Raw genomic sequence first — 19,963 nt, forward strand, 5'->3', positions numbered from 1 at the left:
CTTTCGGGGGGTGATATCCGCAGAACAACACTGCGCTACTGGTGCTACGTGCCAAGATTTTATCATGTAGACCATATGCGCTCGTTTCAGATTGCGAAACTAGCAATTAACTTCCCAGTCATTTTGCCACACGCATCAGGGGCACACGACCGTGGTTAAATCAAAGCTTGCCCGATTTTAGACCGCACGTTGTTTTCGCGCAACGTAAATGCCCATTTGTAACGCATCTGTAACAATTGATCGCTTTTTTTGCCTCTTTTTAGGGCAGAGGCCTTGAACTGGTATTGCCATTGTGCATTATCGAATGAGGGGGTGCATGCACCCGGTGCAAACTGTCAATATTGCCGGCCTGGCCAATTTGTACAGGTAGCTGGGCGCGCATGCTAAAATCGTGCGCTTGGCTGTTAAGAGTGCTAAACAAAAAGCGCACGGCGGCGCGGCATGGCCCGGACGTACCAGCGGTACGCCTGGCGGCATTGCCGCTGCCCTGTCCATTTTTTTGCCTGGCAGTCCGCCATAACAGCCACCCAGGATATGCAGTATTGCGTCATACATTGCGTAGCAGATAAGTTAACCACAGCCTGAGAGCAGTCGAACCGCCAATGGATCAATTCGCAAAAGAAACAATTCCAATTTCCCTCGAAGAAGAGATGCGCAAGAGCTACCTCGATTACGCCATGAGCGTGATCGTCGGCCGCGCTTTGCCGGATGCGCGCGATGGCTTGAAGCCAGTGCACCGCCGGGTCTTGTTCGCGATGCATGAAATGAACAACGTGTGGAACCGCCCTTACGTCAAGTGCGCCCGCGTGGTCGGCGAAACCATGGGTAAATACCATCCCCACGGCGACGCCTCGATCTACGACACCTTGGTGCGCATGGCGCAAGATTTTTCGCTGCGTTACATGCTCATCGATGGCCAGGGCAACTTCGGCTCCGTCGACGGCGACGGCGCCGCGGCGATGCGTTACACCGAGTGCCGCCTGGACAAGATCGCCAGCGAACTGCTGGCCGACATCGACAAGGACACCGTCGACTTCCAGCCCAACTATGACGGCAAGGAAAAGGAACCGACGGTCTTGCCGACGCGTATCCCGAACCTGCTGATCAACGGCTCCTCCGGCATCGCCGTGGGCATGGCGACGAATATTCCGCCACACAACATCACGGAAGTCATCAACGGCGCCCTGCACGTGCTGCGCAATCCGGACTGCACGATCGATGAATTGATCGAGCTGATCCCGGCGCCCGATTTCCCGACCGCCGGCATCATCTACGGCGTGTCCGGCGTGCGCGACGGCTACCGCACGGGCCGTGGCCGCGTGGTCATGCGCGCCAAGACGCACTTCGAGGAATACGGCAAGGACGGCGGCCGCATCGCCATCATCGTCGACGAGCTGCCATTCCAGGTCAACAAGAAGTCCTTGCTGGAACGCATCGCCGAAAACGTGCGCGACAAGAAGCTGGACGGCATTTCCGACATCCGCGACGAATCCGACAAGTCGGGCATGCGCGTGGTGATCGAGCTGAAACGCGGCGAAGTGCCGGAAGTGGTGCTGAACAACCTGTACAAGCAGACGCAGCTGCAAGACACCTTCGGCATGAACATGGTGGCCCTGGTCGACGGCCAGCCGAAACTGCTGAACCTCAAGCAGATGCTGCAATGCTTCCTGTCGCACCGCCGCGAAGTGGTTACGCGCCGCACCGTGTTCGAACTGCGCAAGGCGCGCGACCGGGGCCACGTGCTCGAAGGCCTGGCCGTCGCGCTGGCCAACATCGATGACTTCATCGCCATCATCAAGGCCGCGCCGACGCCGCCGATCGCCAAGGTCGAACTGATGGCCAAGGCATGGGATTCGTCCGTCGTGCGCGAAATGCTGGCCCGCACGGGCGACGGCACGACGCCAGGCGGCGTGGATGCCTACCGTCCGGAAAACCTGCCGAAGCACTACGGCATGCAGACGGATGGCCTGTACAAGCTGTCGGACGACCAGGCGCAGGAAATTTTGCAGATGCGCCTGCAGCGCCTGACCGGCCTGGAGCAGGACAAGATCGTCAACGAGTACCGCGACATCATGGCGCACATCGCCGACTTGCTCGACATCCTGGCCAAGCCGGAGCGCGTCACCGTCATCATCACCGACGAAATGACCGTGGCGATGAACGAATACGGCGCCGGCAACAAGGACGCGCGCCGCTCGCAGATCGAGTTGAATGCGACCGACCTGGAAACGGAAGACCTGATCACGCCGCAGGACATGGTCGTGACCCTGTCGCACACGGGCTACATGAAGGCGCAGCCGATCACCGAATACCGCGCGCAAAAACGCGGTGGCCGCGGCAAGCAGGCGATGGCGACGAAAGAGGAAGACTGGATCGACCAGCTGTTCATCGCCAACACGCACGACTACATCCTGTGCTTCTCGGATCGTGGCCGCATGTACTGGCTGAAGGTATGGGAAGTGCCGCAAGGCTCGCGCAACTCGCGCGGCAAGCCGATCGTCAACATGTTCCCGCTGCAGGACAACGAAAAGATCACCGTGATCCTGCCGCTGTCGGGCGAGAACCGCACCTTCCCGGAAGACCATTACGTCTTCATGTCGACCAGCCTGGGCACCGTGAAAAAGACGCCGCTGAAGGACTTCAGCAATCCACGCAAGGCCGGCATCATCGCGGTCGACCTGGACGACGGCGACTTCCTGATCGGCGCCGCGCTGACCGATGGCCAGCACGACGTGATGCTGTTCTCCGATTCGGGCAAGGCGGTGCGCTTCGACGAAAACGACGTGCGTCCGATGGGCCGCACGGCGCGCGGCGTGCGCGGCATGAACCTGGAAGAAGGCCAGCACGTGATCGCCCTGCTGGTGGCCGAGAACGAGCAGCAATCGGTGCTGACGGCCACGGAAAACGGCTACGGCAAGCGTACGCCGATCACCGAGTACACGCGCCATGGCCGTGGCACGAAAGGCATGATCGCCATCCAGACCAGCGAGCGCAATGGCAGAGTGGTAGCCGCGACCCTGGTCGATACCACCGATGAGATCATGCTGATCACCACCGGCGGCGTGCTGATCCGCACCCGCGTGTCGGAAATCCGCGAGATGGGCCGCGCGACGCAGGGCGTGACCCTGATCGCCGTGGAAGACGGCACCAAGCTGTCGGGCCTGCAGCGCGTGGTGGAAACGGACATCGACGAAGTCGAGCTGACGACGGAAGCGGGCACCGATGCCGCGCCGGCGGCGGCCGAACCAGCCGATCCGGCTGCAGCCGACCGGATCGATCCGGCCCAGCCGGAGTAAGATGATTGGGGCTCTTTCGGGAGCCCCAATTGCTATTGGCGCGCCATCGCGTGGCGCCGCCAGCATATTTTCGCATGTCGGCTCGGTCCGTCGGGCGTAAGCCGACATGCACCACCGGCAATGTCCTTTTTACCAGTCATTCAACATCCCGCATGCCATGAGAAAAATCGTCGCCACCTTCTTCGCCGCGTTTTCGCTGGCCTTCCTTGCGACCCTGCCAGCCCTGGCGCAGAGCGCGCAGGCGACGCCGGCGCGCCAGGCCGCGCCCAGCCCCGCCATGAACGTGGCCGTGCGGCGCATGCTCGACGCGATGCAGTTCCCGCAGCTGACGCGCAGTATCTTCGACCAGATGCTGCAATCGGTGCCGGCCATGATCCGCCAGTCGGCGCAGCAGCAAATCAATACCGACCCGCGGCTCGACGAGCAGCGCAAGGCGCGCGCGCTGGCCAGCGCCGAGGAAGAGATTCCCCTGGCCGTCGGCACCTTGACGCAGGTGCTGGCCGACCCCACCCTGATCGACGAACTGGCCGCCGAGATGGTGCCACTGTACGCGCGCTATTACACGGTGCAGGAAGTCGAGCAGCTGACGGCGTTTTACCAGACGCCGCTGGGGCGCAAGATGCTGTCGACCATGCCGCAGCTGTCGGCCGAATCGATGGCCATCAGCCAGCGCGTGCTGATCCCGCGCGTGAACGCCGTGCTGGAGCAAGTCATGCGGGCGGCCACGCAGCCGTCCCACTAATTTCCAATTTCGCCAAGGACTGTATCGTGACTCATATCTACAATTTTTCCGCCGGCCCGGCCGTCCTGCCCAAGGAAGTGCTGGCGCAAGCCGCTCTTGAAATGCAGGACTGGCATGGCAGCGGCATGTCGGTGATGGAAATGAGCCACCGTGGTCCCGAGTTCATCTCCATCTACCAGCAGGCCGTGGCCGACCTGCGCGAACTGCTGGCCGTGCCCGAGAACTACAAGATCCTGTTCCTGCAGGGCGGCGGCCTGGGCGAGAACGCCATCATCCCCATGAACCTGGTGGGCCATGGCGCCACGCAGCCGGCCACCGTCGACTTCGTGCACACGGGTTCGTGGTCCGGCAAGTCGATCAGGGAAGCGGCCAAGTACGCCGCCGTCAACGTGGCGGCATCGTCGCAGGCGGGCGGTTTCACGCACGTGCCGGCCGTCTCGGACTGGCAGCTGACGCCGGGCGCCGCCTACCTGCACATCTGCACCAATGAAACCATCGATGGCGTGGAATTCCAGCAGGCGCCGAATGTCCCTGCCGGCACCACCATCGTGGCCGACATGTCCTCGCACATCCTGTCGCGCGTGATCGACGTGTCGCAGTACGGCGTGATCTTCGGCGGCGCGCAAAAGAATATCGGCCCGGCCGGCCTGACGGTGGTCATCGTGCGCGAAGACCTGCTGGGCAAGGCGCTGGCCATCTGCCCGTCGGCGTTCGACTGGTCCATCGTGGCCGAACATGAGTCGATGTACAACACGCCGCCCACCTACGGCATCTACATCGCCGGCCTGGTTTTCCAGTGGCTCAAACGCCAGGGTGGCGTGGCAGCCATGGAACAGCGTAATATTGAGAAAGCGGCGCTGCTGTATGCGGCGCTGGATGCGGACGATTTCTACCAGAACCGGGTCGCCCCGGAATACCGCTCGCGCATGACCATCCCGTTCTACCTGCGCGACGAGAGTCTGAACGACGCATTCCTGGCCGGCGCCAAGCAGCGCGGCCTGCTGCAGCTGAAGGGCCACAAGTCCGTCGGCGGCATGCGTGCATCGATCTATAACGCGATGCCGATCGAGGGCGTGCAAGCCCTGGTCAACTATTTGAACGAGTTTGCCGGACGCTAGAATGCCTGCCAAAAAGTCCACGGCGTTGTTGCATTGCCTTGTCGTACATTCGTACTGTCAGCGGCAACGCGCCTAGCCCTGATCATTTTGTCCGGCATTCTCATGAATAAGCGCGCCGGCCCGCCGCCGGCGCAGGCCGCGCGGCAATGATTGAAGTACAGCTGACGAAACAAACCAACCATGACCGATAAATTGAAACCGCTGCGCGAACAGATCGATGCGATCGACGCGCAAATTCTCGACCTCCTGAACCGCCGCGCGCAGATCGCCCAGCAAGTGGGCCACGTGAAGGCGGAAACGCAGGCGCCCGTGTTCCGCCCCGAGCGCGAAGCGCAAGTGCTGCGCGGCGTCGCCGAACGCAACCCCGGCCCCATGGGCGACCGCGAAGTGCAGACCATCTTCCGCGAAATCATGTCGTCCTGCCGCTCGCTGGAAAAGCGCGTCACCGTGGCCTATCTTGGCCCGGCCGGCACCTTCAGCGAACAGGCCGTCTATCAGCAGTTCGGCAGCGCCGTCGAAGGCTTGCCGTGCGCTTCCATCGACGAAGTGTTCCGTTCCGCCGAGGCGGGAACGGCGGACTTCGGCGTCGTGCCCATCGAAAATTCCTCGGAAGGCGCCGTCAACCGCACCCTGGACATGATGCTGCAGACTAGCCTCATCATCAGCGGCGAGGTGGCGATCGCCGTGCACCACAGCCTGATGAGCAAGAGCGGCAACATGGATGGCGTCACCTCCATCTGCGCCCATTCGCAGGCGCTGGCCCAATGCCAGGTATGGCTGAACCAGAACTACCCGCACATCGCCCGCCACGCCGTGGCCTCGAACGCGGAAGCGGCGCGCATGGCCGGCGAAGACCCGACTGTGGCGGCCATCGCCAGCGAACTGGCGGGCGCGCAGTACAAGCTGGGCGTGGTGAAAGGCCATATCCAGGACGACCCGCACAACCGCACGCGCTTTGCCGTCGTCGGCACCTTGCAGACGGCGCCGTCGGGCAAGGACCAGACCTCGCTGGTGCTGGCCGTGCCGAACAAGGCGGGCGCCGTCTACCAGCTGCTGGCGCCACTGGCCAGGCACGGCGTGTCGATGACGCGCTTCGAGTCGCGCCCGGCGCGCATGGGCAGCTGGGAGTATTATTTCTATGTCGACGTGGAAGGCCACGTGCATGACGCGGCCGTCGCCCAGGCGCTGGCCGAGCTGCAGAGCAATGCGGCGTTTTTCAAGGTGCTGGGGTCGTATCCGGTCAGCCTGTGACGTCGACGGTGGTGTCGGATTACGGCCTGCGGCCTGATCCGACCTACAATAAGCCGTAGGTCGGGTTAGCGCAGCGTAACCCGACAACATCCACCAGTCCGATCAATTACCAACTTTTAAAGCACACCATGTCTAAAAATATCGGTCCAGAATACGTCCGCGCCATCGCCCCTTACCAGAGCGGCAAGCCGATCGCGGAAGTCGCGCGCGAATTCGGCCTCGACGAGGCAGCCATCGTCAAGCTGGCGTCGAATGAAAACCCGTATGGCATGCCGGAATCGGCCAAGCAGGCGATGATTGCCGCCATCGATGACCTGGGGCGCTACCCGGACGCCAACGGCTTCGACCTGAAAGCCGTGCTGTCGAAGCGCTATGACGTGCCGGCCGACTGGATCACGCTGGGCAACGGCAGTAACGACATCCTGGAAATCGCCGCGCACGCCTTCGTGCAGCATGGCCAGTCCGTCGTGTACTCGCAGTACTCGTTCGCCGTCTACGCGCTGGCCACGCAAGGCCTGGGCGCGCGCCACATCGTCGTGCCGGCGCAAGCCTATGGCCATGACCTGGACGCCATGGCGGCGGCCATCGCCGACGACACGCGCCTGGTCTTCATCGCCAATCCGAACAACCCGACCGGCACCTTCCTGACGGCCGCGCAGCTCGAAGCGTTCCTGCAGAAAGTGCCGCAGCACGTGGTGGTGGTGCTGGACGAAGCCTACAACGAGTTCCTGTCGGCCGATGACCAGTACGAGTCGACCGCGTGGGTGCGCCAGTATCCGAACCTGGTGGTTTCGCGCACCCTGTCGAAGGCCTACGGCCTGGCCGGCCTGCGCATCGGTTTCGCCATCGCCCAGCCGGCGCTGACGGACTTGATGAACCGCATCCGCCAGCCGTTCAACGTCAATTCGCTGGCGCAGGCGGCCGCGATCGCGGCCCTGAACGACAAGGCATTCCTCGAACAAAGCGCGCGCAACAACGCCGCCGGCTATCAGCAGTTCACGGAAGCGTTCACCCAATTAGGCCTGGAATTCGTGCCATCGCACGGCAATTTCGTGCTGGTGAAAGTGGGCGCCGACGACGAGGCGGGCGCGCGCGTGAACCTGGCGCTGCTCAAGCAGGGCGTCATCGTGCGTCCCGTCGGCAGCTACGGCTTGCCGCAATGGCTGCGCATTTCCATCGGCCTGCCGCAGGAAAACGCCATCTTCATCGCCGCGCTGACGAAAGCGCTGGCCTGACGCCATGACGACGCCTGCACTGAAAAAAATCGTCATCTTCGGCGTAGGCCTGATCGGCGGCTCGTTTGCGCGCGCGCTGAAACACGCGGGCGCGGTGACCACGGTGGTCGGCATGGGCCGCTCGCCGGCGTCGATGGCGCGGGCCCTGGAACTGGGCATCATCGACGAGATCGGCGCCGATATGGCCACTGCCATGGCGGGCGCCGACCTGGTGCTGCTGGCCGCGCCCGTGGCGCAGACGGGCGCCATCCTGGCGTCCATCGCGCCGCACCTGCAGCCCGGCACCGTCGTCACCGACGCGGGCAGCACGAAAAGCGACGTGGTGGCGGCGGCGCGCGCGGCCTTGAAAGACAAGGCGGCGCAGTTCGTGCCCGGCCACCCGATCGCGGGACGCGAGACGAATGGCCCCGATGCGGCCATCATCGATCTGTATCAAGGCAAGAAAGTGGTGCTCACGCCGCTGGCGGAAAACGCCGCGGCCGACGTGGAGCGGGTGGCGGGCGCCTGGCGCGCCTGCGGCGCCATCCTGCACACCTTGACGCCCGAAGAGCATGACAAGGTATTTGCCGCCGTCAGCCATCTGCCGCATCTGCTGGCCTTTGCGCTGGTCGACGACATCGCCAGGAAGCCGCACGCGGGCCTGCTGTTCCAGTATGCGGCCAGCGGCTTTCGCGACTTTACGCGCATCGCCGGCTCATCGCCGGAAATGTGGCGCGACATCAGCCTGGCCAACCAGCCGGCGCTGCTGCACGAACTGGACGCCTACCTGGCGCAGCTGACGGCCCTGCGCGCGCACCTGGCCGCCCAGGACGGCGCGGCCATCGAAGGCGTGTACGCGAACGCCCAGCACGCCCGGCAGCAATGGATCGAGGCGATCGAAACGGCGGAAGCGCCCGCGCCCACACAATAATTGAAGGATTCCAGCATGACCCAGACCAAGCACTACCCCCACCATATCGATCTCAAGCCGGTGATGCACGTCGAAGGCACGGTGCGCCTGCCCGGCTCGAAAAGCATTTCCAACCGCGTGCTGCTGCTGGCCGCGCTGGCCAGGGGCACGACGAAGATCGTCGACCTGCTCGCCTCCGACGACACTTTCGTCATGCTCACGGCATTGACCTCGCTGGGCGTGAAATGGACGCAGGACGAGCTGCAGGGCGACCCGGCCACGGCGCACCAGATCCACCACGTGGAAGGCTGCGGCGGCGTCTTCCCGCACCACGAAGCGGACCTCTTCATGGGCAATGCCGGCACGGCGATCCGCCCGCTGACGGCGGCGCTGGCCGTGATCGGCGGCGATTACACCCTGCATGGCGTGTCGCGCATGCACGAGCGCCCCATCGGCGACCTGGTCGACGCGCTGAACGCCGTTGGCACGCAGATCGAGTACACGGGCGAGCAGGGCTTCCCGCCGCTGCGTATCCGCCGCGGCCACATCCATGCGCAGCGCATCGCCGTGCGCGGCAATGTGTCGAGCCAGTTCCTGACGGCCCTCCTGATGGTGGCGCCGCTGATGGCGCGCGACCATGCGGTGAGCATCGACGTCACGGGCGAGCTGATCTCGAAGCCGTACATTGAAATCACCTTGAACCTGATGCGCCGCTTCGGCGTGACGGTCGAGCATGACGGCTGGCAGTCGTTCACCGTGCAGCCGGGCCAGCAGTACCAGAGCCCGGGCACGATCCACGTGGAAGGCGACGCTTCGTCGGCGTCGTATTTCCTGGCGGCCGGCGCCATCGGCGGCGGTCCCGTGCGCGTGGAAGGCGTGGGACGCGACAGCATCCAGGGCGACGTGCGCTTCGTCGAAGCCTTGCAGCAGATGGGCGCGACCATCACCATGGGCGAAAACTGGATCGAGGCCCGCTCGAACGGCCCCTTGAAAGCCGTCGACATGGATTTCAACCACATTCCCGACGCGGCCATGACGATCGCCGTGGCCGCCCTGTACGCGGACGGCACCTCCACCTTGCGCAATATCGCCAGCTGGCGCGTCAAAGAGACGGACCGCCTGGCGGCCATGGCCACGGAGTTGCGCAAGCTGGGCGCGGAAGTGGAAGAGGGCGCCGACTACCTGCGCGTGACGCCGCCGGCCGAAATCGCCGCCGCCACCATCGACACGTATGACGACCACCGCATGGCCATGTGCTTCTCGCTGGCCTCGCTGGACGGCGCCGCCCGCCGCGGCAACGAAATGCGCATCAACGACCCGAAATGCGTGGCCAAGACCTTCCCCGAGTATTTCGCCGCGTTCGCGGGGATTGCCAAAGAGACTCTTATTTAACCGAAATCCAGGGTCAGACCCTCTCCACCCGCAACGCCAGCCCAGGCGTTGACGCAAGCGGGGGCCTGACCCCAGCCCTTGCCTTGGGGTTTAGTTCTTTTTAAAGTGACAAAATAATGCCGAACTCCCACATCCCAGTCATCGCCATCGACGGCCCCACCGCTTCCGGCAAGGGCACGGTGGCGCACCGCGTGGCCGACAAGCTCGGCTTCCATTACCTCGATTCCGGCGCGCTGTACCGCCTGACGGCCCTGTCGGCCCTGCGCCGGGGCACGGACTTGCGCGACGAACATGCTCTGGCCAAGCTGGCCGAGCACCTGCCGTGCCACTTCGCCGGCGGCGAAATCCTGCTGGCGCAGGAAAACGTCACCGAGCAGATCCGTGCCGAGGAAGTGGGCAATACGGCATCGAAGATTGCCGTGCTGCCCACCGTGCGCCATGCCCTGGTCGGTTTGCAGCTGGGCTTTCGCAAGACGCCGGGCCTGGTGGCCGACGGGCGCGACATGGGCACGGTGATCTTCCCGCACGCCGCGCTGAAGGTGTTTCTCACGGCCAGCGTCGAGGCGCGCGCGCAACGGCGCTACAAGCAATTGATAGACAAGGGTTTTTCTGCTAATATGGAAGACCTTCTGATGGATTTGCAGGCGCGGGACGAACGTGATACTCACCGTGCGATTGCGCCGCTGGTCCCCGCGGAAGGGGCGCATGTCCTCGATACCTCGGCCATGACGGCGGATGAAGCCGTTGAAACCGTGTTGAAATGGTATGCCGCTGTTGCAAAATAAGCAGCAAAACGGCGCGTATGGATGTGTAGTGCGTGCCGTGTGGTGCCCGTTGACGGCTCCTGGCCTGTCCGGGTGTGTCAAAAACCTAACCCAGTTTAAGTCGCATCGTGCGATCTCTGCTGGATAACCTGTGTGAACCCTATGTCTACTGTTACAACTAACGAATCTACCGGTATGGAAAGTTTTGCTGCGCTCTTCGAGGAATCGTTGTCGCGTCAAGATATGCGCTCCGGCGAAGTTATTTCCGCTGAAGTCGTGCGCCTCGACCACAATTTCGTGATCGTGAACGCCGGCCTCAAATCCGAAGCATTCATCCCTGTCGAAGAATTCAAGAACGACCACGGCGAACTGGAAGTCAAAGTTGGTGACTTCGTTTCCGTGGCGATCGAATCGCTGGAAAACGGTTTCGGCGATACCATCCTGTCGCGCGATAAAGCCAAGCGTCTGGCTTCGTGGCTGGCTCTGGAAAAAGCGATGGAATCGGGCGAAATCGTCGTCGGTACCGTCAATGGTAAAGTCAAAGGCGGTCTGACCGTGTTGACCAACGGCATCCGCGCATTCCTGCCGGGCTCGCTGGTTGATACCCGTCCTGTCAAAGACACCACCCCATTCGAAGGCAAAACCCTCGAATTCAAAGTGATCAAGCTGGATCGCAAGCGTAACAACGTGGTTCTGTCCCGCCGCGCCGTCATCGAAGCTTCGATGGGCGAAGAGCGTCAGAAACTGATGGAAACGCTGAAAGAAGGCACGGTCGTGACCGGCGTCGTCAAAAATATCACCGACTACGGCGCGTTCGTGGATCTGGGCGGTATCGATGGCCTGCTGCACATCACCGACCTGGCATGGCGCCGTGTACGTCACCCGTCGGAAGTGCTGACGGTTGGCCAGGAAATCACCGCCAAAGTCCTGAAATACGATCAAGAGAAAAACCGTGTTTCGCTGGGCGTGAAACAACTGGGCGACGATCCTTGGACCGGTCTGTCCCGTCGTTACCCACAAAGCACCCGTCTGTTCGGTAAAGTAACGAACCTGACCGACTACGGCGCGTTCGTTGAAGTGGAACAGGGTATCGAAGGTCTGGTACACGTTTCCGAAATGGACTGGACGAACAAAAACGTTGCTCCTAACAAAGTTGTCCAACTGGGCGACGAAGTGGAAGTCATGGTTCTGGAAATCGACGAAGAGCGTCGTCGTATTTCGCTGGGCATGAAACAGTGCAAAGCCAACCCATGGGACGACTTCGGTGTTACCCATAAGAAAGGTGACAAAGTCCGCGGCGCGATCAAATCGATCACCGACTTCGGCGTGTTCATCGGCCTGGCCGGCAACATCGACGGTCTGGTGCACCTGTCCGACCTGTCCTGGACCGAAACCGGCGAAGAAGCCGTGCGTCGCTTCAAGAAAGGTGACGAACTGGAAGCCATCGTTCTGGCCATCGACGTTGAGCGCGAGCGCGTTTCCCTGGGCGTCAAGCAACTGGAAGGTGACCCATTCAACAACTTCGCAGCCATGAACGACAAAGGCTCGCTGGTAACCGGTACCGTTAAATCGGTTGAGCCTAAAGGCGCCGTGATCCAACTGTCCGAAGAAGTCGAAGGCTACCTGCGCGCTTCCGAAATCTCGCGCGACCGCGTTGAAGATGCTGGCACGCACCTGAAAGTCGGCGATACCGTCGAAGCAATGGTGTTGAACATCGACCGCAAAGCCCGCGGTATCCAACTGTCGATCAAAGCGAAAGACAACGTGGAAACCCAGGAAGCCATGCAGAAGATGGCAGCTACCGACAACAACGCAGCTTCGGGCACCACCAGCCTGGGCGCCTTGTTGAAAGCTAAGTTCGATAACAAGAACTAAGACTGCGGATACGGCAGATGACAAAGTCCGAGCTGATCAACCGCCTCGCTGAGCGTTATTCTCAGCTGGTGGCGAAAGATGCGGAGTATGCCGTCAAGACCATTCTCGATGCGATGACCAACGCCCTGGCGACGGGCCAGCGCATCGAGATCCGCGGTTTTGGCAGTTTTGCCCTGAACAGCAGGCCCCCGCGCATCGGCCGCAACCCGAAATCCGGCGACAAGGTGATGGTTCCTGAAAAACGGGTACCTCACTTCAAGCCGGGCAAACAGTTGCGCGAGCGGGTGGACGCGATGGTCGGACAACCGATCATCGAGGATTAATCGTCTGCTGGAAGGCGACATAGAAAGCGGCGTCCTTGGATGCCGCTTTTTTTTGTTAATATGCTGAGAATACCTGACATAAGCTACTGCGCGTCGCGCTTTGCGGCCTGCGATGCTCACCGTACTTCAGTACGGTTGCGCTTCTCGGCCACAAATCACTGACGCTCGCTACGCTTCTGTCAGGCATTCCAAGGTTGTGCCATACAGGCACTTTTTGTACTTTCTGGGCGTATCGATGAAAATCATCTCCACCATCGTTGGCTGTGTTCTTTTCGTCCTGTTCTTCAGTTTTGCGCTGAAGAATGCGCAGGTTGTCGACCTGCATGTATTTCTCAATTATGAAATTCGCGGCCCCCTGGTCCTGATGCTGCTGGGCTTTTTTGTCGCCGGCGCCAGCCTGGGCGTATTGGCCCTGACGCCCACCGTGTTCCGTCACCGCCGCGAAGCGACCAAGCAAAAAACCACGATCGCCGCGCTGCAGACCGTTGGCGTGGCCAGCAATGTCCAGCCACAACCGGACAGCGTGAGCGCGCAGTAAGCGGCGCCGCCGCTCCTATCTTTTTACTCGAATAAAAATAAACGCATGGATATTGAACTCTGGTGGCTCTTGGGTATTCCCGTGTTTTTCGCACTGGGCTGGATTGCCGCGCGCGTCGACATCCATCAACTGGTGTCGGAATCGCGCAGCCTGCCGCGCAATTACTTCAAGGGCTTGAACTTCCTGCTCAATGAACAGCACGACAAGGCCATCGATGCCTTCATCGAAGTGGTCAAGCTGGACCCGGAATCGGCCGACATGCACTTCGCGCTGGGCAACCTGTTCCGCCGCCGCGGCGAGACGGAGCGCGCCATCCGCGTGCACCAGAACTTGCTGGCGCGTCCGGACCTGCCGCTGGAACAGCAGGGCCACGCCGCTTATGAGCTGGGCATGGATTACCTGAAGGCGGGCCTGCTGGACCGCGCCGAAGAAACCTTCAACGGCCTGGTCGATACGCAATATGCGGCCCAGGCGCGCCGCGCGCTGCTGGAAATCTACCAGCGCGAAAAGGAATGGCCGCGCGCCATCGAAGCGGCCATGGGCTTGCAGGAGTCGGGCGCCGGCGCGCGCCAGAAGGAAATCGCCCAGTTCTATTGCGAACTGGCGCATGACGCGCTGGTGCATCTGAAGCCGGACGAAGCCATGCCGCTGCTGGAAAAAGCCTTGCAGACGGACCGCAAGAGCGTGCGCGCCACCATCCTGACGGGCGACGTGCTGCTGGCGCGCGGCGACGTGGAAGGCGCGCTGACCACCTGGCGCCGCGTGGAGCAGCAAAGCGTGCCGCACGTGGCCCTGGTGGCGCAGCGCCTGATGGATGGCTACACGAAAGTGGGCCGTCCGCAGGAGGGTGTCAACCTGCTGCGCTCCTACCTGGAAGAGGCGTCGTCGATCGACCTGATCGAAGTGGTCTTCAAGGCCGTCATCGAGCTCGACGGCGTGGAAGCGGCAAAGCAGCTGGTCAGCGCGGAACTGCGCCGCACGCCTACCTTGCTGGGCCTGGACAAGCTACTGGAAGCACGCATGATGGATGCCCCGGCCGCCATCTGGTCCGAGCTGTCGATGGTGAAAAACCTGGTGCACGGCTACACGCAAAAGCTGGCCCGCTACCAGTGCAGCCACTGCGGCTTCAAGGCACGCCAGTTTTACTGGCACTGCCCAGGCTGCAACAAGTGGGAAACCTACCCGCCGCGCCGTACCGAAGAACTCAACGTCATGAACTAACCCTACACGCCACCTTGCCCCGCGCAACGTGGCGTGTACTTGTATGTAGCACCTGAAATTCACCAATAAGAAATACGGCACAACCATGAAAATCACCATTATCGGCACCGGCTATGTTGGCCTCGTGACCGGCGCCTGCCTGGCGGAACTGGGCAATGACGTCTTCTGCCTCGACCTTGACGCACAAAAGGTGGCCCTGCTCAACAGCGGCGGCATCCCCATCCATGAACCGGGCCTGGAAGAAGTCGTGGCGCGCAACCGCGCCGCCGGCCGCATGACCTTTTCCACCGACGTGGAAGCGGCCGCTGCGCATGGCGTGCTGCAATTCATCGCCGTCGGCACGCCGCCCGATGAAGACGGCTCGGCCGACCTGCAATACGTGCTGGCGGCCGCGCGCGGCATCGGCAAGTACATGACGGAATTCAAGGTCATCGTCGACAAGTCGACCGTGCCCGTCGGTACGGCGGAAAAAGTGCGCGCCGCCATCCAGGGCGAACTGGATGCGCGCGGCGTGGCCACCACCTTCTCGGTGGCGTCGAACCCGGAATTTCTCAAGGAAGGCGCGGCCGTCGAAGATTTCATGCGTCCGGACCGCATCGTCATTGGCGTCGATGCCACGCCGGACGGCGAGCGCGCGCGCGACTTGCTCAAAAGCCTGTACGCGCCGTTCAACCGCAACCACGAACGCACGTACTGGATGGACGTGCGCTCGGCCGAATTCACGAAGTATGCGGCCAACGCCATGCTGGCCACGCGCATCTCGTTCATGAATGAATTGGCGAACCTGGCCGACAAGGTGGGCGTCGATATCGAAGCCGTGCGCCACGGCATCGGCTCGGACCCGCGCATCGGCCACAGCTTCCTGTACGCCGGCTGCGGCTACGGCGGTTCGTGCTTCCCGAAAGACGTGCAGGCGCTGGAGCGCACGGCACGCAGCCATGGCCAGGAATTGCTGATCCTGCGCGCCGTGGAAGCGGTCAATGACAAGCAGAAACATATCCTCGGCGGTAAAGTGGTCAAGCGTTTCGGCGCGGACCTGACGGGCCGGAATTTCGCCGTATGGGGCCTGGCCTTCAAGCCGAATACGGACGACATGCGCGAGGCGTCGGCCCGCGTGCTGCTGGCCGACCTGTTGCAGCGCGGCGCCACGGTGGCCGTCTACGATCCCGTCGCCATGGCCGAGGCGCGCCGCGTGCTGCAGCTGGACCTGACGCCGGAGCAACTGGCCAAGGTGCGCTTCGCCGACAGCCCGCAGGATGCGCTGACGCAGGCTGATGCGCTGGCCATCGTGACGGAATGGAAAGCCTTCCGCAGTCCTGATTTCGACCAGATCAAGGCGCGCCTGAAGGAAGCCGTGATCTTTGACGGCCGCAACCTGTTCGAGCCGGCCGTCATGGCCGAGCATGGCATCGAATACCACGGGATCGGTCGCTCGATCCTGACGCGCGCATGAGCGCCCGCGACTTGACGGCGGTTGCCGCGCTGGCCCAGGTACGCCTGCTGGTGGTGGGCGACGTGATGCTGGACCGTTACTGGTTTGGCGATGTCAGCCGTATTTCGCCGGAAGCCCCCGTGCCCATCGTGCGCATCGAGAAGCGCGAAGAGCGCCTCGGCGGCGCGGCCAACGTGGCGCGCAATGCGGCCGCGCTGGGCGCGAAGACGAGCTTGCTGGGCGTGGTGGGCGACGACGAGGCCGGCAGCCAGGTCGAGCGCCTGCTCGAAGGCGGCGGCATCCACAGCTACCTGCAGCGCGATGCGGCCATCTCCACCATCATCAAGCTGCGCGTGATTGGCCGCCAGCAGCAGATGCTGCGCATCGATTTCGAGGATGCGCCCAGCGACACGGTGCTGCGCGACAAGCTCAAGCAATTTAATGCCCTGCTGCCCAGCTATGACGTGGTGATCCTGTCCGACTACGCCAAGGGCAGCCTGGTGAACGTGGCCGAGATGATCAAGGCGGCCCGCGCCGCCGGCAAGATCGTCATGGTCGACCCGAAAGGCGATGATTTCAGCCGTTATACGGGAGCGTCAGTGCTTACTCCGAATAAATCGGAATTGCGCCGCGTGATCGGCAACTGGAACACGGAAGAGCAGCTCACGGAGCGCGCGCAGCAGATGCGCGCGCAGCTGGGCCTGGAAGCCTTGCTGCTGACCCGCTCGGAAGAGGGCATGAGCCTGTACACGGCCGATGACGTACTGCACATGCCTACCGACGCGCGCGAAGTGTTCGACGTCTCGGGCGCCGGCGATACGGTGATCGCCACCATGGCGGCCATGCTGGGCGCCGGCATGAGCCTGAGCGACGCCGTGCGCACGGCCAACCGCGCCGGCGGCATCGTCGTTGGCAAGCTGGGCACGGCCACCGTCACCCGCGACGAGCTGTTTCCGCAATAATCTGCCGTCCTGCCTGCGCCAGTTCGTTTGATCTGGCGCAGGCTTTGCCTTCCTGCCGTGTCCCTGTCTTGTCAACCGTATCACGTCCCAGCCGTTAAAGCCGTTAAGGCGCCGTTCCTCCCTTGCGTTCGAGTCATCTTGAAACCACATCACGGAGAGATACCCATGTTTAAAAAAATACTGCTGGCCATCGCCACCCTGATCGCGACGATGGGCTTTGCCTTTGCCCAGGTTGATGTCAACAAGGCGGACCAGGCGGCACTCGACAGCGTCAAGGGCATCGGCCCTGTCACCTCGAAAGCCATTGTCGATGAGCGTGCCAAGGGCGGCGCCTTCAAGGACTGGGCCGATTTCGAAAGCCGCGTGAAGGGCATCGGACCGAAAAGCTCCGTGAAACTGTCGGAAGCGGGTCTGCAGGTGAACGGCCAGGCCAAGTCCGGCGCGCCGGCGGCGCCGGCTCCGGCGGTGAAAGCCGCCCCGGCAAAAAAGGAAACTGCTGTGAAGGAAGTTGCAGCGAAAGAAGCCGCACCGAAGCCAGCTGCTGTGACCGACACCGCTGCGGCGCCAGCCAAGACGGCCGCTGAAACGAAGAAAGAGGCTGCTGCCGCCAAGAAAGAAGCCAAGGCTGCCGCTGCCGCCGCCAAGAAAGAAGCGGCTGCCGCCAAGGCCGCTGCCGCTCCTGCCGCCGCTGCCGCTACCGATGGCGCCGCCACCGTGAAAACGGCCGCCGAGACGAAGAAGGAAGCTGCCGCCGCCAAGAAAGAAGCGAAGGCTGCCGCTGCTGCCGCGAAGAAGGAAGCGAAATTGGCCGCTGCCGATGCGAAGAAAGCGGAAGCGGAGAAAAAGTAAGCGTTTTACTGTAGAGCGTGCTGCGTGGTGGTGCCGCGCAGCATTGCAAGAAAACCCCGCGTGGTACCGGCCGCGCGGGGTTTTTTTATGCCGGTCCGGCAGGCGCTGGCGGCGTCATGGCTGGCTTCCAGGCAGCGCTGTAGCTGCCGCTGGCGTTCAGTCGGCTGACGTTGGCTGTGCTGCTGGCGGCACGCTGGCAGGCGCGCGGCGCCAGGGCGCCAGCAGCTGGCCAGGCAGGCTGACGGGCATGGGCGCCTCGATGCCGCAGCTGGCCGGCCACTCGGCGGGCAGGTGGTGGGTGCCGAAGATGCGGTCCAGCACGGGCAAGGTCGAGGCGTAATTGCGGTTGATATGCTCGACCTTGCTGTGATGCCAGTGGTGGAAGGCGGGCGTGGCCACCAGCCATTCGAGCGGGCCGAAGCGCCAGCGCAGGTTGGCGTGGATGAAGAAGCCCCAGACGGTGCCGATCAACAACAGCAGCACGGGCGCGGCGCTGCCGGCCGCGCCGGGGCCGGCCAGGCCCAGCAAATAGAGCGGCGTCAGGCCGAACAGGCGCGTGACGACCATGTCGACGGGATGGGTGCGAGTATTGGCGAGGAAATACAGGTGCTCCGTGCTGTGATGCACGGCATGGTAGCGCCACAGCCATGCAATTTCATGGCTCAGGCGATGGCCCCAGTAAGTGCCGACTTCGCCGATCAGCAGGCCCAGCAGTAGTTTTGCCCACAGGGGCAATGAAGCCATGGCGGCAGGCACGGCATCGGGCAGCAGGCGCTGGCCGGCGACGGCGACCAGGGCCAGGGGCACGGCCAGCAGCGCGGCCGGCAGCAGGCTGCTGATGAAATAGAAGCCCAGGTCGCTGAGCAGTTCCGCGCGCGAGCGTCCCCCGTGGCGTTCGCCAAAGAAGCGTTCGAGCGGCACGAAGATGACGGCCAGCAGCACCAGCCACAGGCTCAGGCGCAGGACATCGATGACGATGCCGGGAAGTTGCGTTTGCAGGGTGTGCAGCAGGCTCATGGCAGGGATGTGATTGGCCAGTGAAAACCCCGGCCCAGGAAATGCCGGTGCGGATGTGCCCGCGCGCCAGGGCGTAACAAATTCGCAGCGAGCGGATGCGCGGCTGAGATGCCCAGCTGTACTACAAGTACAGCGAGCATCGCCGGGCGCGCCCGGCGCCGCGCCGTCGGTTTTGTCAGCCTTTGCGGCGGCGCGCCATGAAGCCGATCAAGCCCAGGCCGCCGATCAGCATGCCCCAGGTCGACGGTTCCGGCACGGCCGACACCAGCGACACGCCGTCGAGCAGCATGAACGGTGGCGCGCCCGTCGGGCTGCCCTTGGCCATGAACGACAGCAGTTCGCTGCTATTCGTGGCCGTGAAGGTCATGCTGGTCTGGTGCCAGCCCGTGAAACCCTGGCTGACGTTGGCCAAGGAGGCCGTCTGCTGCTTGCTGTTGCCCAGCGAAACGTCCCAGTAATTGATCGGATTGTCACCGCGGAAACCCACTTGCTGGGCCGCGCCATACGAGAAGCTCAGGGTGTAAGCCTGGCCGGCCACCAGGCCGCTCACCAGTTGCGTGACGGGACCAGGAAAGTAATCCCAGTCGGCGGCCAGCACGTTGCCGCCCGTGGGGCTCACGCCCAGGCCGTTTTGCGGGCCGCGGCCGCTGTAGGAATTCGGACCCCACAAGGCCAGCGCCGTCTTGGCGTTGGTGTCGTCGATGTTGTTGCCGTTCAAGACGAAGTTATAGCCCTTGCTGGACCAGTCGGTCAGGTAGGTGCGGTCGTCGCGGGCGTAGTTGCCTTCGTTCAGCTGTTTCGAGGTGCCATTGCTGGTCAGTTCGAAGTCGCCGTTCTTGACGAGGTTGGCAGAGGCAGCCTGGGCGCCGGTAGCGCACAGGGTGGCAGCGGCGGCCAGCGCCAGCAGATTCAATGTATTACGCATGAGAGTAGCTCCAAAAGTGACAGGTGGGTATTGCAGTCTGTCGGCGAGCTTTTGGCCAACGATAGGTTTATCGCGGAAGGGGCGAGTGGGTGATGCAAAAATATTTCTGTGACAACTATTGTGTCTTGTTGGCT

17 protein-coding genes are annotated in these 19,963 nt (G+C 62.8%); 15 read left to right on the forward strand and 2 right to left on the reverse strand.

The window, feature by feature from the left end; genetic code table 11:
• The first annotated feature begins 602 nt into the window (after nucleotides 1-602).
• The 15 genes from gyrA to ACZ92H_RS19550 all read left to right on the forward strand — a co-directional run bounded on the left by gyrA (nucleotide 603) and on the right by ACZ92H_RS19550 (nucleotide 17,887).
• Nucleotides 603-3,296, forward strand: coding sequence for a DNA gyrase subunit A (gyrA, locus tag ACZ92H_RS19480; protein ID WP_465050692.1), 2,694 nt, complete (start codon nucleotides 603-605; stop codon nucleotides 3,294-3,296).
• A gap of 157 nt (nucleotides 3,297-3,453) precedes the next feature.
• Nucleotides 3,454-4,038: a DUF2059 domain-containing protein gene (locus ACZ92H_RS19485; RefSeq protein WP_465050693.1), complete on the forward strand. Its 585-nt coding sequence runs from the start codon at nucleotides 3,454-3,456 to the stop codon at nucleotides 4,036-4,038.
• Nucleotides 4,039-4,064: 26 nt separating this feature from the next.
• On the forward strand, nucleotides 4,065-5,156 hold the full coding sequence (gene serC / locus ACZ92H_RS19490) for a 3-phosphoserine/phosphohydroxythreonine transaminase (RefSeq protein ID WP_131373874.1): 1,092 nt from the start codon (nucleotides 4,065-4,067) through the stop codon (nucleotides 5,154-5,156).
• A 180-nt stretch (nucleotides 5,157-5,336) separates the two neighbouring features.
• Nucleotides 5,337-6,407, forward strand: coding sequence for a prephenate dehydratase (gene pheA, locus ACZ92H_RS19495; RefSeq protein ID WP_131373873.1), 1,071 nt, complete (start codon nucleotides 5,337-5,339; stop codon nucleotides 6,405-6,407).
• A 128-nt stretch (nucleotides 6,408-6,535) separates the two neighbouring features.
• Entirely contained in the window at nucleotides 6,536-7,642 is a 1,107-nt protein-coding gene (gene hisC, locus ACZ92H_RS19500; protein ID WP_131373872.1) for a histidinol-phosphate transaminase, read from the forward strand.
• Nucleotides 7,643-7,646: 4 nt separating this feature from the next.
• On the forward strand, nucleotides 7,647-8,552 hold the full coding sequence (locus ACZ92H_RS19505) for a prephenate dehydrogenase (RefSeq protein WP_465050694.1): 906 nt from the start codon (nucleotides 7,647-7,649) through the stop codon (nucleotides 8,550-8,552).
• A gap of 15 nt (nucleotides 8,553-8,567) precedes the next feature.
• The gene (gene aroA / locus ACZ92H_RS19510) at nucleotides 8,568-9,923 is read left to right on the forward strand and encodes a 3-phosphoshikimate 1-carboxyvinyltransferase (protein ID WP_131373871.1); all 1,356 of its coding nucleotides are present in this window, start codon (nucleotides 8,568-8,570) and stop codon (nucleotides 9,921-9,923) included.
• Between the two features lie 116 nt (nucleotides 9,924-10,039).
• Complete coding sequence (gene cmk / locus ACZ92H_RS19515; RefSeq protein ID WP_131373870.1) at nucleotides 10,040-10,708, forward strand: (d)CMP kinase; 669 nt, start codon at nucleotides 10,040-10,042, stop codon at nucleotides 10,706-10,708.
• Nucleotides 10,709-10,849: 141 nt separating this feature from the next.
• The gene (rpsA, locus tag ACZ92H_RS19520; protein WP_071650172.1) at nucleotides 10,850-12,562 is read left to right on the forward strand and encodes a 30S ribosomal protein S1; all 1,713 of its coding nucleotides are present in this window, start codon (nucleotides 10,850-10,852) and stop codon (nucleotides 12,560-12,562) included.
• A 17-nt stretch (nucleotides 12,563-12,579) separates the two neighbouring features.
• A complete protein-coding gene (locus ACZ92H_RS19525) occupies nucleotides 12,580-12,885 on the forward strand; it encodes an integration host factor subunit beta (protein ID WP_008446215.1) in 306 nt (101 codons plus the stop codon).
• 235 nt (nucleotides 12,886-13,120) lie between these two features.
• Complete coding sequence (locus tag ACZ92H_RS19530; protein ID WP_034751796.1) at nucleotides 13,121-13,423, forward strand: LapA family protein; 303 nt, start codon at nucleotides 13,121-13,123, stop codon at nucleotides 13,421-13,423.
• A gap of 45 nt (nucleotides 13,424-13,468) precedes the next feature.
• Complete coding sequence (lapB, locus tag ACZ92H_RS19535; RefSeq protein WP_131373869.1) at nucleotides 13,469-14,644, forward strand: lipopolysaccharide assembly protein LapB; 1,176 nt, start codon at nucleotides 13,469-13,471, stop codon at nucleotides 14,642-14,644.
• An 85-nt stretch (nucleotides 14,645-14,729) separates the two neighbouring features.
• The gene (locus ACZ92H_RS19540) at nucleotides 14,730-16,097 is read left to right on the forward strand and encodes a UDP-glucose dehydrogenase family protein (RefSeq protein WP_465050695.1); all 1,368 of its coding nucleotides are present in this window, start codon (nucleotides 14,730-14,732) and stop codon (nucleotides 16,095-16,097) included.
• Complete coding sequence (rfaE1, locus tag ACZ92H_RS19545; protein ID WP_131373867.1) at nucleotides 16,094-17,038, forward strand: D-glycero-beta-D-manno-heptose-7-phosphate kinase; 945 nt, start codon at nucleotides 16,094-16,096, stop codon at nucleotides 17,036-17,038. Before ACZ92H_RS19540 ends, rfaE1 begins: the two co-directional genes overlap by 4 nt.
• 165 nt (nucleotides 17,039-17,203) lie before the next feature.
• Nucleotides 17,204-17,887 carry a ComEA family DNA-binding protein gene (locus ACZ92H_RS19550; RefSeq protein WP_465050696.1) on the forward strand — a complete coding sequence of 228 codons (684 nt, stop codon included), beginning with the start codon at nucleotides 17,204-17,206 and terminating at the stop codon, nucleotides 17,885-17,887.
• 156 nt (nucleotides 17,888-18,043) lie between these two features.
• Here the strand turns inward: ACZ92H_RS19550 and ACZ92H_RS19555 are convergent, their stop codons facing one another.
• Both ACZ92H_RS19555 and ACZ92H_RS19560 read right to left on the reverse strand, forming a co-directional pair.
• Nucleotides 18,044-18,904 carry a sterol desaturase family protein gene (locus ACZ92H_RS19555; protein WP_465050697.1) on the reverse strand — a complete coding sequence of 287 codons (861 nt, stop codon included), beginning with the start codon at nucleotides 18,902-18,904 and terminating at the stop codon, nucleotides 18,044-18,046.
• 175 nt (nucleotides 18,905-19,079) lie between these two features.
• The gene (locus ACZ92H_RS19560) at nucleotides 19,080-19,829 is read right to left on the reverse strand and encodes an FxDxF family PEP-CTERM protein (RefSeq protein WP_131373864.1); all 750 of its coding nucleotides are present in this window, start codon (nucleotides 19,827-19,829) and stop codon (nucleotides 19,080-19,082) included.
• Nucleotides 19,830-19,963: the final 134 nt, after the last annotated feature.

The organism is Janthinobacterium foliorum, from assembly GCF_978021625.1.

What these genes read in the sequence shown, in the direction of transcription:
- gyrA (WP_465050692.1), top strand. Translation starts at nt 603, where the DNA reads ATGGATCAATTCGCAAAAGAAACAATTCCAATTTCCCTCGAAGAAGAG.
- ACZ92H_RS19485 (WP_465050693.1), top strand. Translation starts at nt 3,454, where the DNA reads ATGAGAAAAATCGTCGCCACCTTCTTCGCCGCGTTTTCGCTGGCCTTC.
- pheA (WP_131373873.1), top strand. Translation starts at nt 5,337, where the DNA reads ATGACCGATAAATTGAAACCGCTGCGCGAACAGATCGATGCGATCGAC.
- hisC (WP_131373872.1), top strand. Translation starts at nt 6,536, where the DNA reads ATGTCTAAAAATATCGGTCCAGAATACGTCCGCGCCATCGCCCCTTAC.
- ACZ92H_RS19505 (WP_465050694.1), top strand. Translation starts at nt 7,647, where the DNA reads ATGACGACGCCTGCACTGAAAAAAATCGTCATCTTCGGCGTAGGCCTG.
- aroA (WP_131373871.1), top strand. Translation starts at nt 8,568, where the DNA reads ATGACCCAGACCAAGCACTACCCCCACCATATCGATCTCAAGCCGGTG.
- cmk (WP_131373870.1), top strand. Translation starts at nt 10,040, where the DNA reads ATGCCGAACTCCCACATCCCAGTCATCGCCATCGACGGCCCCACCGCT.
- rpsA (WP_071650172.1), top strand. Translation starts at nt 10,850, where the DNA reads ATGTCTACTGTTACAACTAACGAATCTACCGGTATGGAAAGTTTTGCT.
- ACZ92H_RS19525 (WP_008446215.1), top strand. Translation starts at nt 12,580, where the DNA reads ATGACAAAGTCCGAGCTGATCAACCGCCTCGCTGAGCGTTATTCTCAG.
- ACZ92H_RS19530 (WP_034751796.1), top strand. Translation starts at nt 13,121, where the DNA reads ATGAAAATCATCTCCACCATCGTTGGCTGTGTTCTTTTCGTCCTGTTC.
- lapB (WP_131373869.1), top strand. Translation starts at nt 13,469, where the DNA reads ATGGATATTGAACTCTGGTGGCTCTTGGGTATTCCCGTGTTTTTCGCA.
- ACZ92H_RS19540 (WP_465050695.1), top strand. Translation starts at nt 14,730, where the DNA reads ATGAAAATCACCATTATCGGCACCGGCTATGTTGGCCTCGTGACCGGC.
- rfaE1 (WP_131373867.1), top strand. Translation starts at nt 16,094, where the DNA reads ATGAGCGCCCGCGACTTGACGGCGGTTGCCGCGCTGGCCCAGGTACGC.
- ACZ92H_RS19550 (WP_465050696.1), top strand. Translation starts at nt 17,204, where the DNA reads ATGTTTAAAAAAATACTGCTGGCCATCGCCACCCTGATCGCGACGATG.
- ACZ92H_RS19555 (WP_465050697.1), bottom strand. Translation starts at nt 18,904, where the DNA reads ATGAGCCTGCTGCACACCCTGCAAACGCAACTTCCCGGCATCGTCATC.
- ACZ92H_RS19560 (WP_131373864.1), bottom strand. Translation starts at nt 19,829, where the DNA reads ATGCGTAATACATTGAATCTGCTGGCGCTGGCCGCCGCTGCCACCCTG.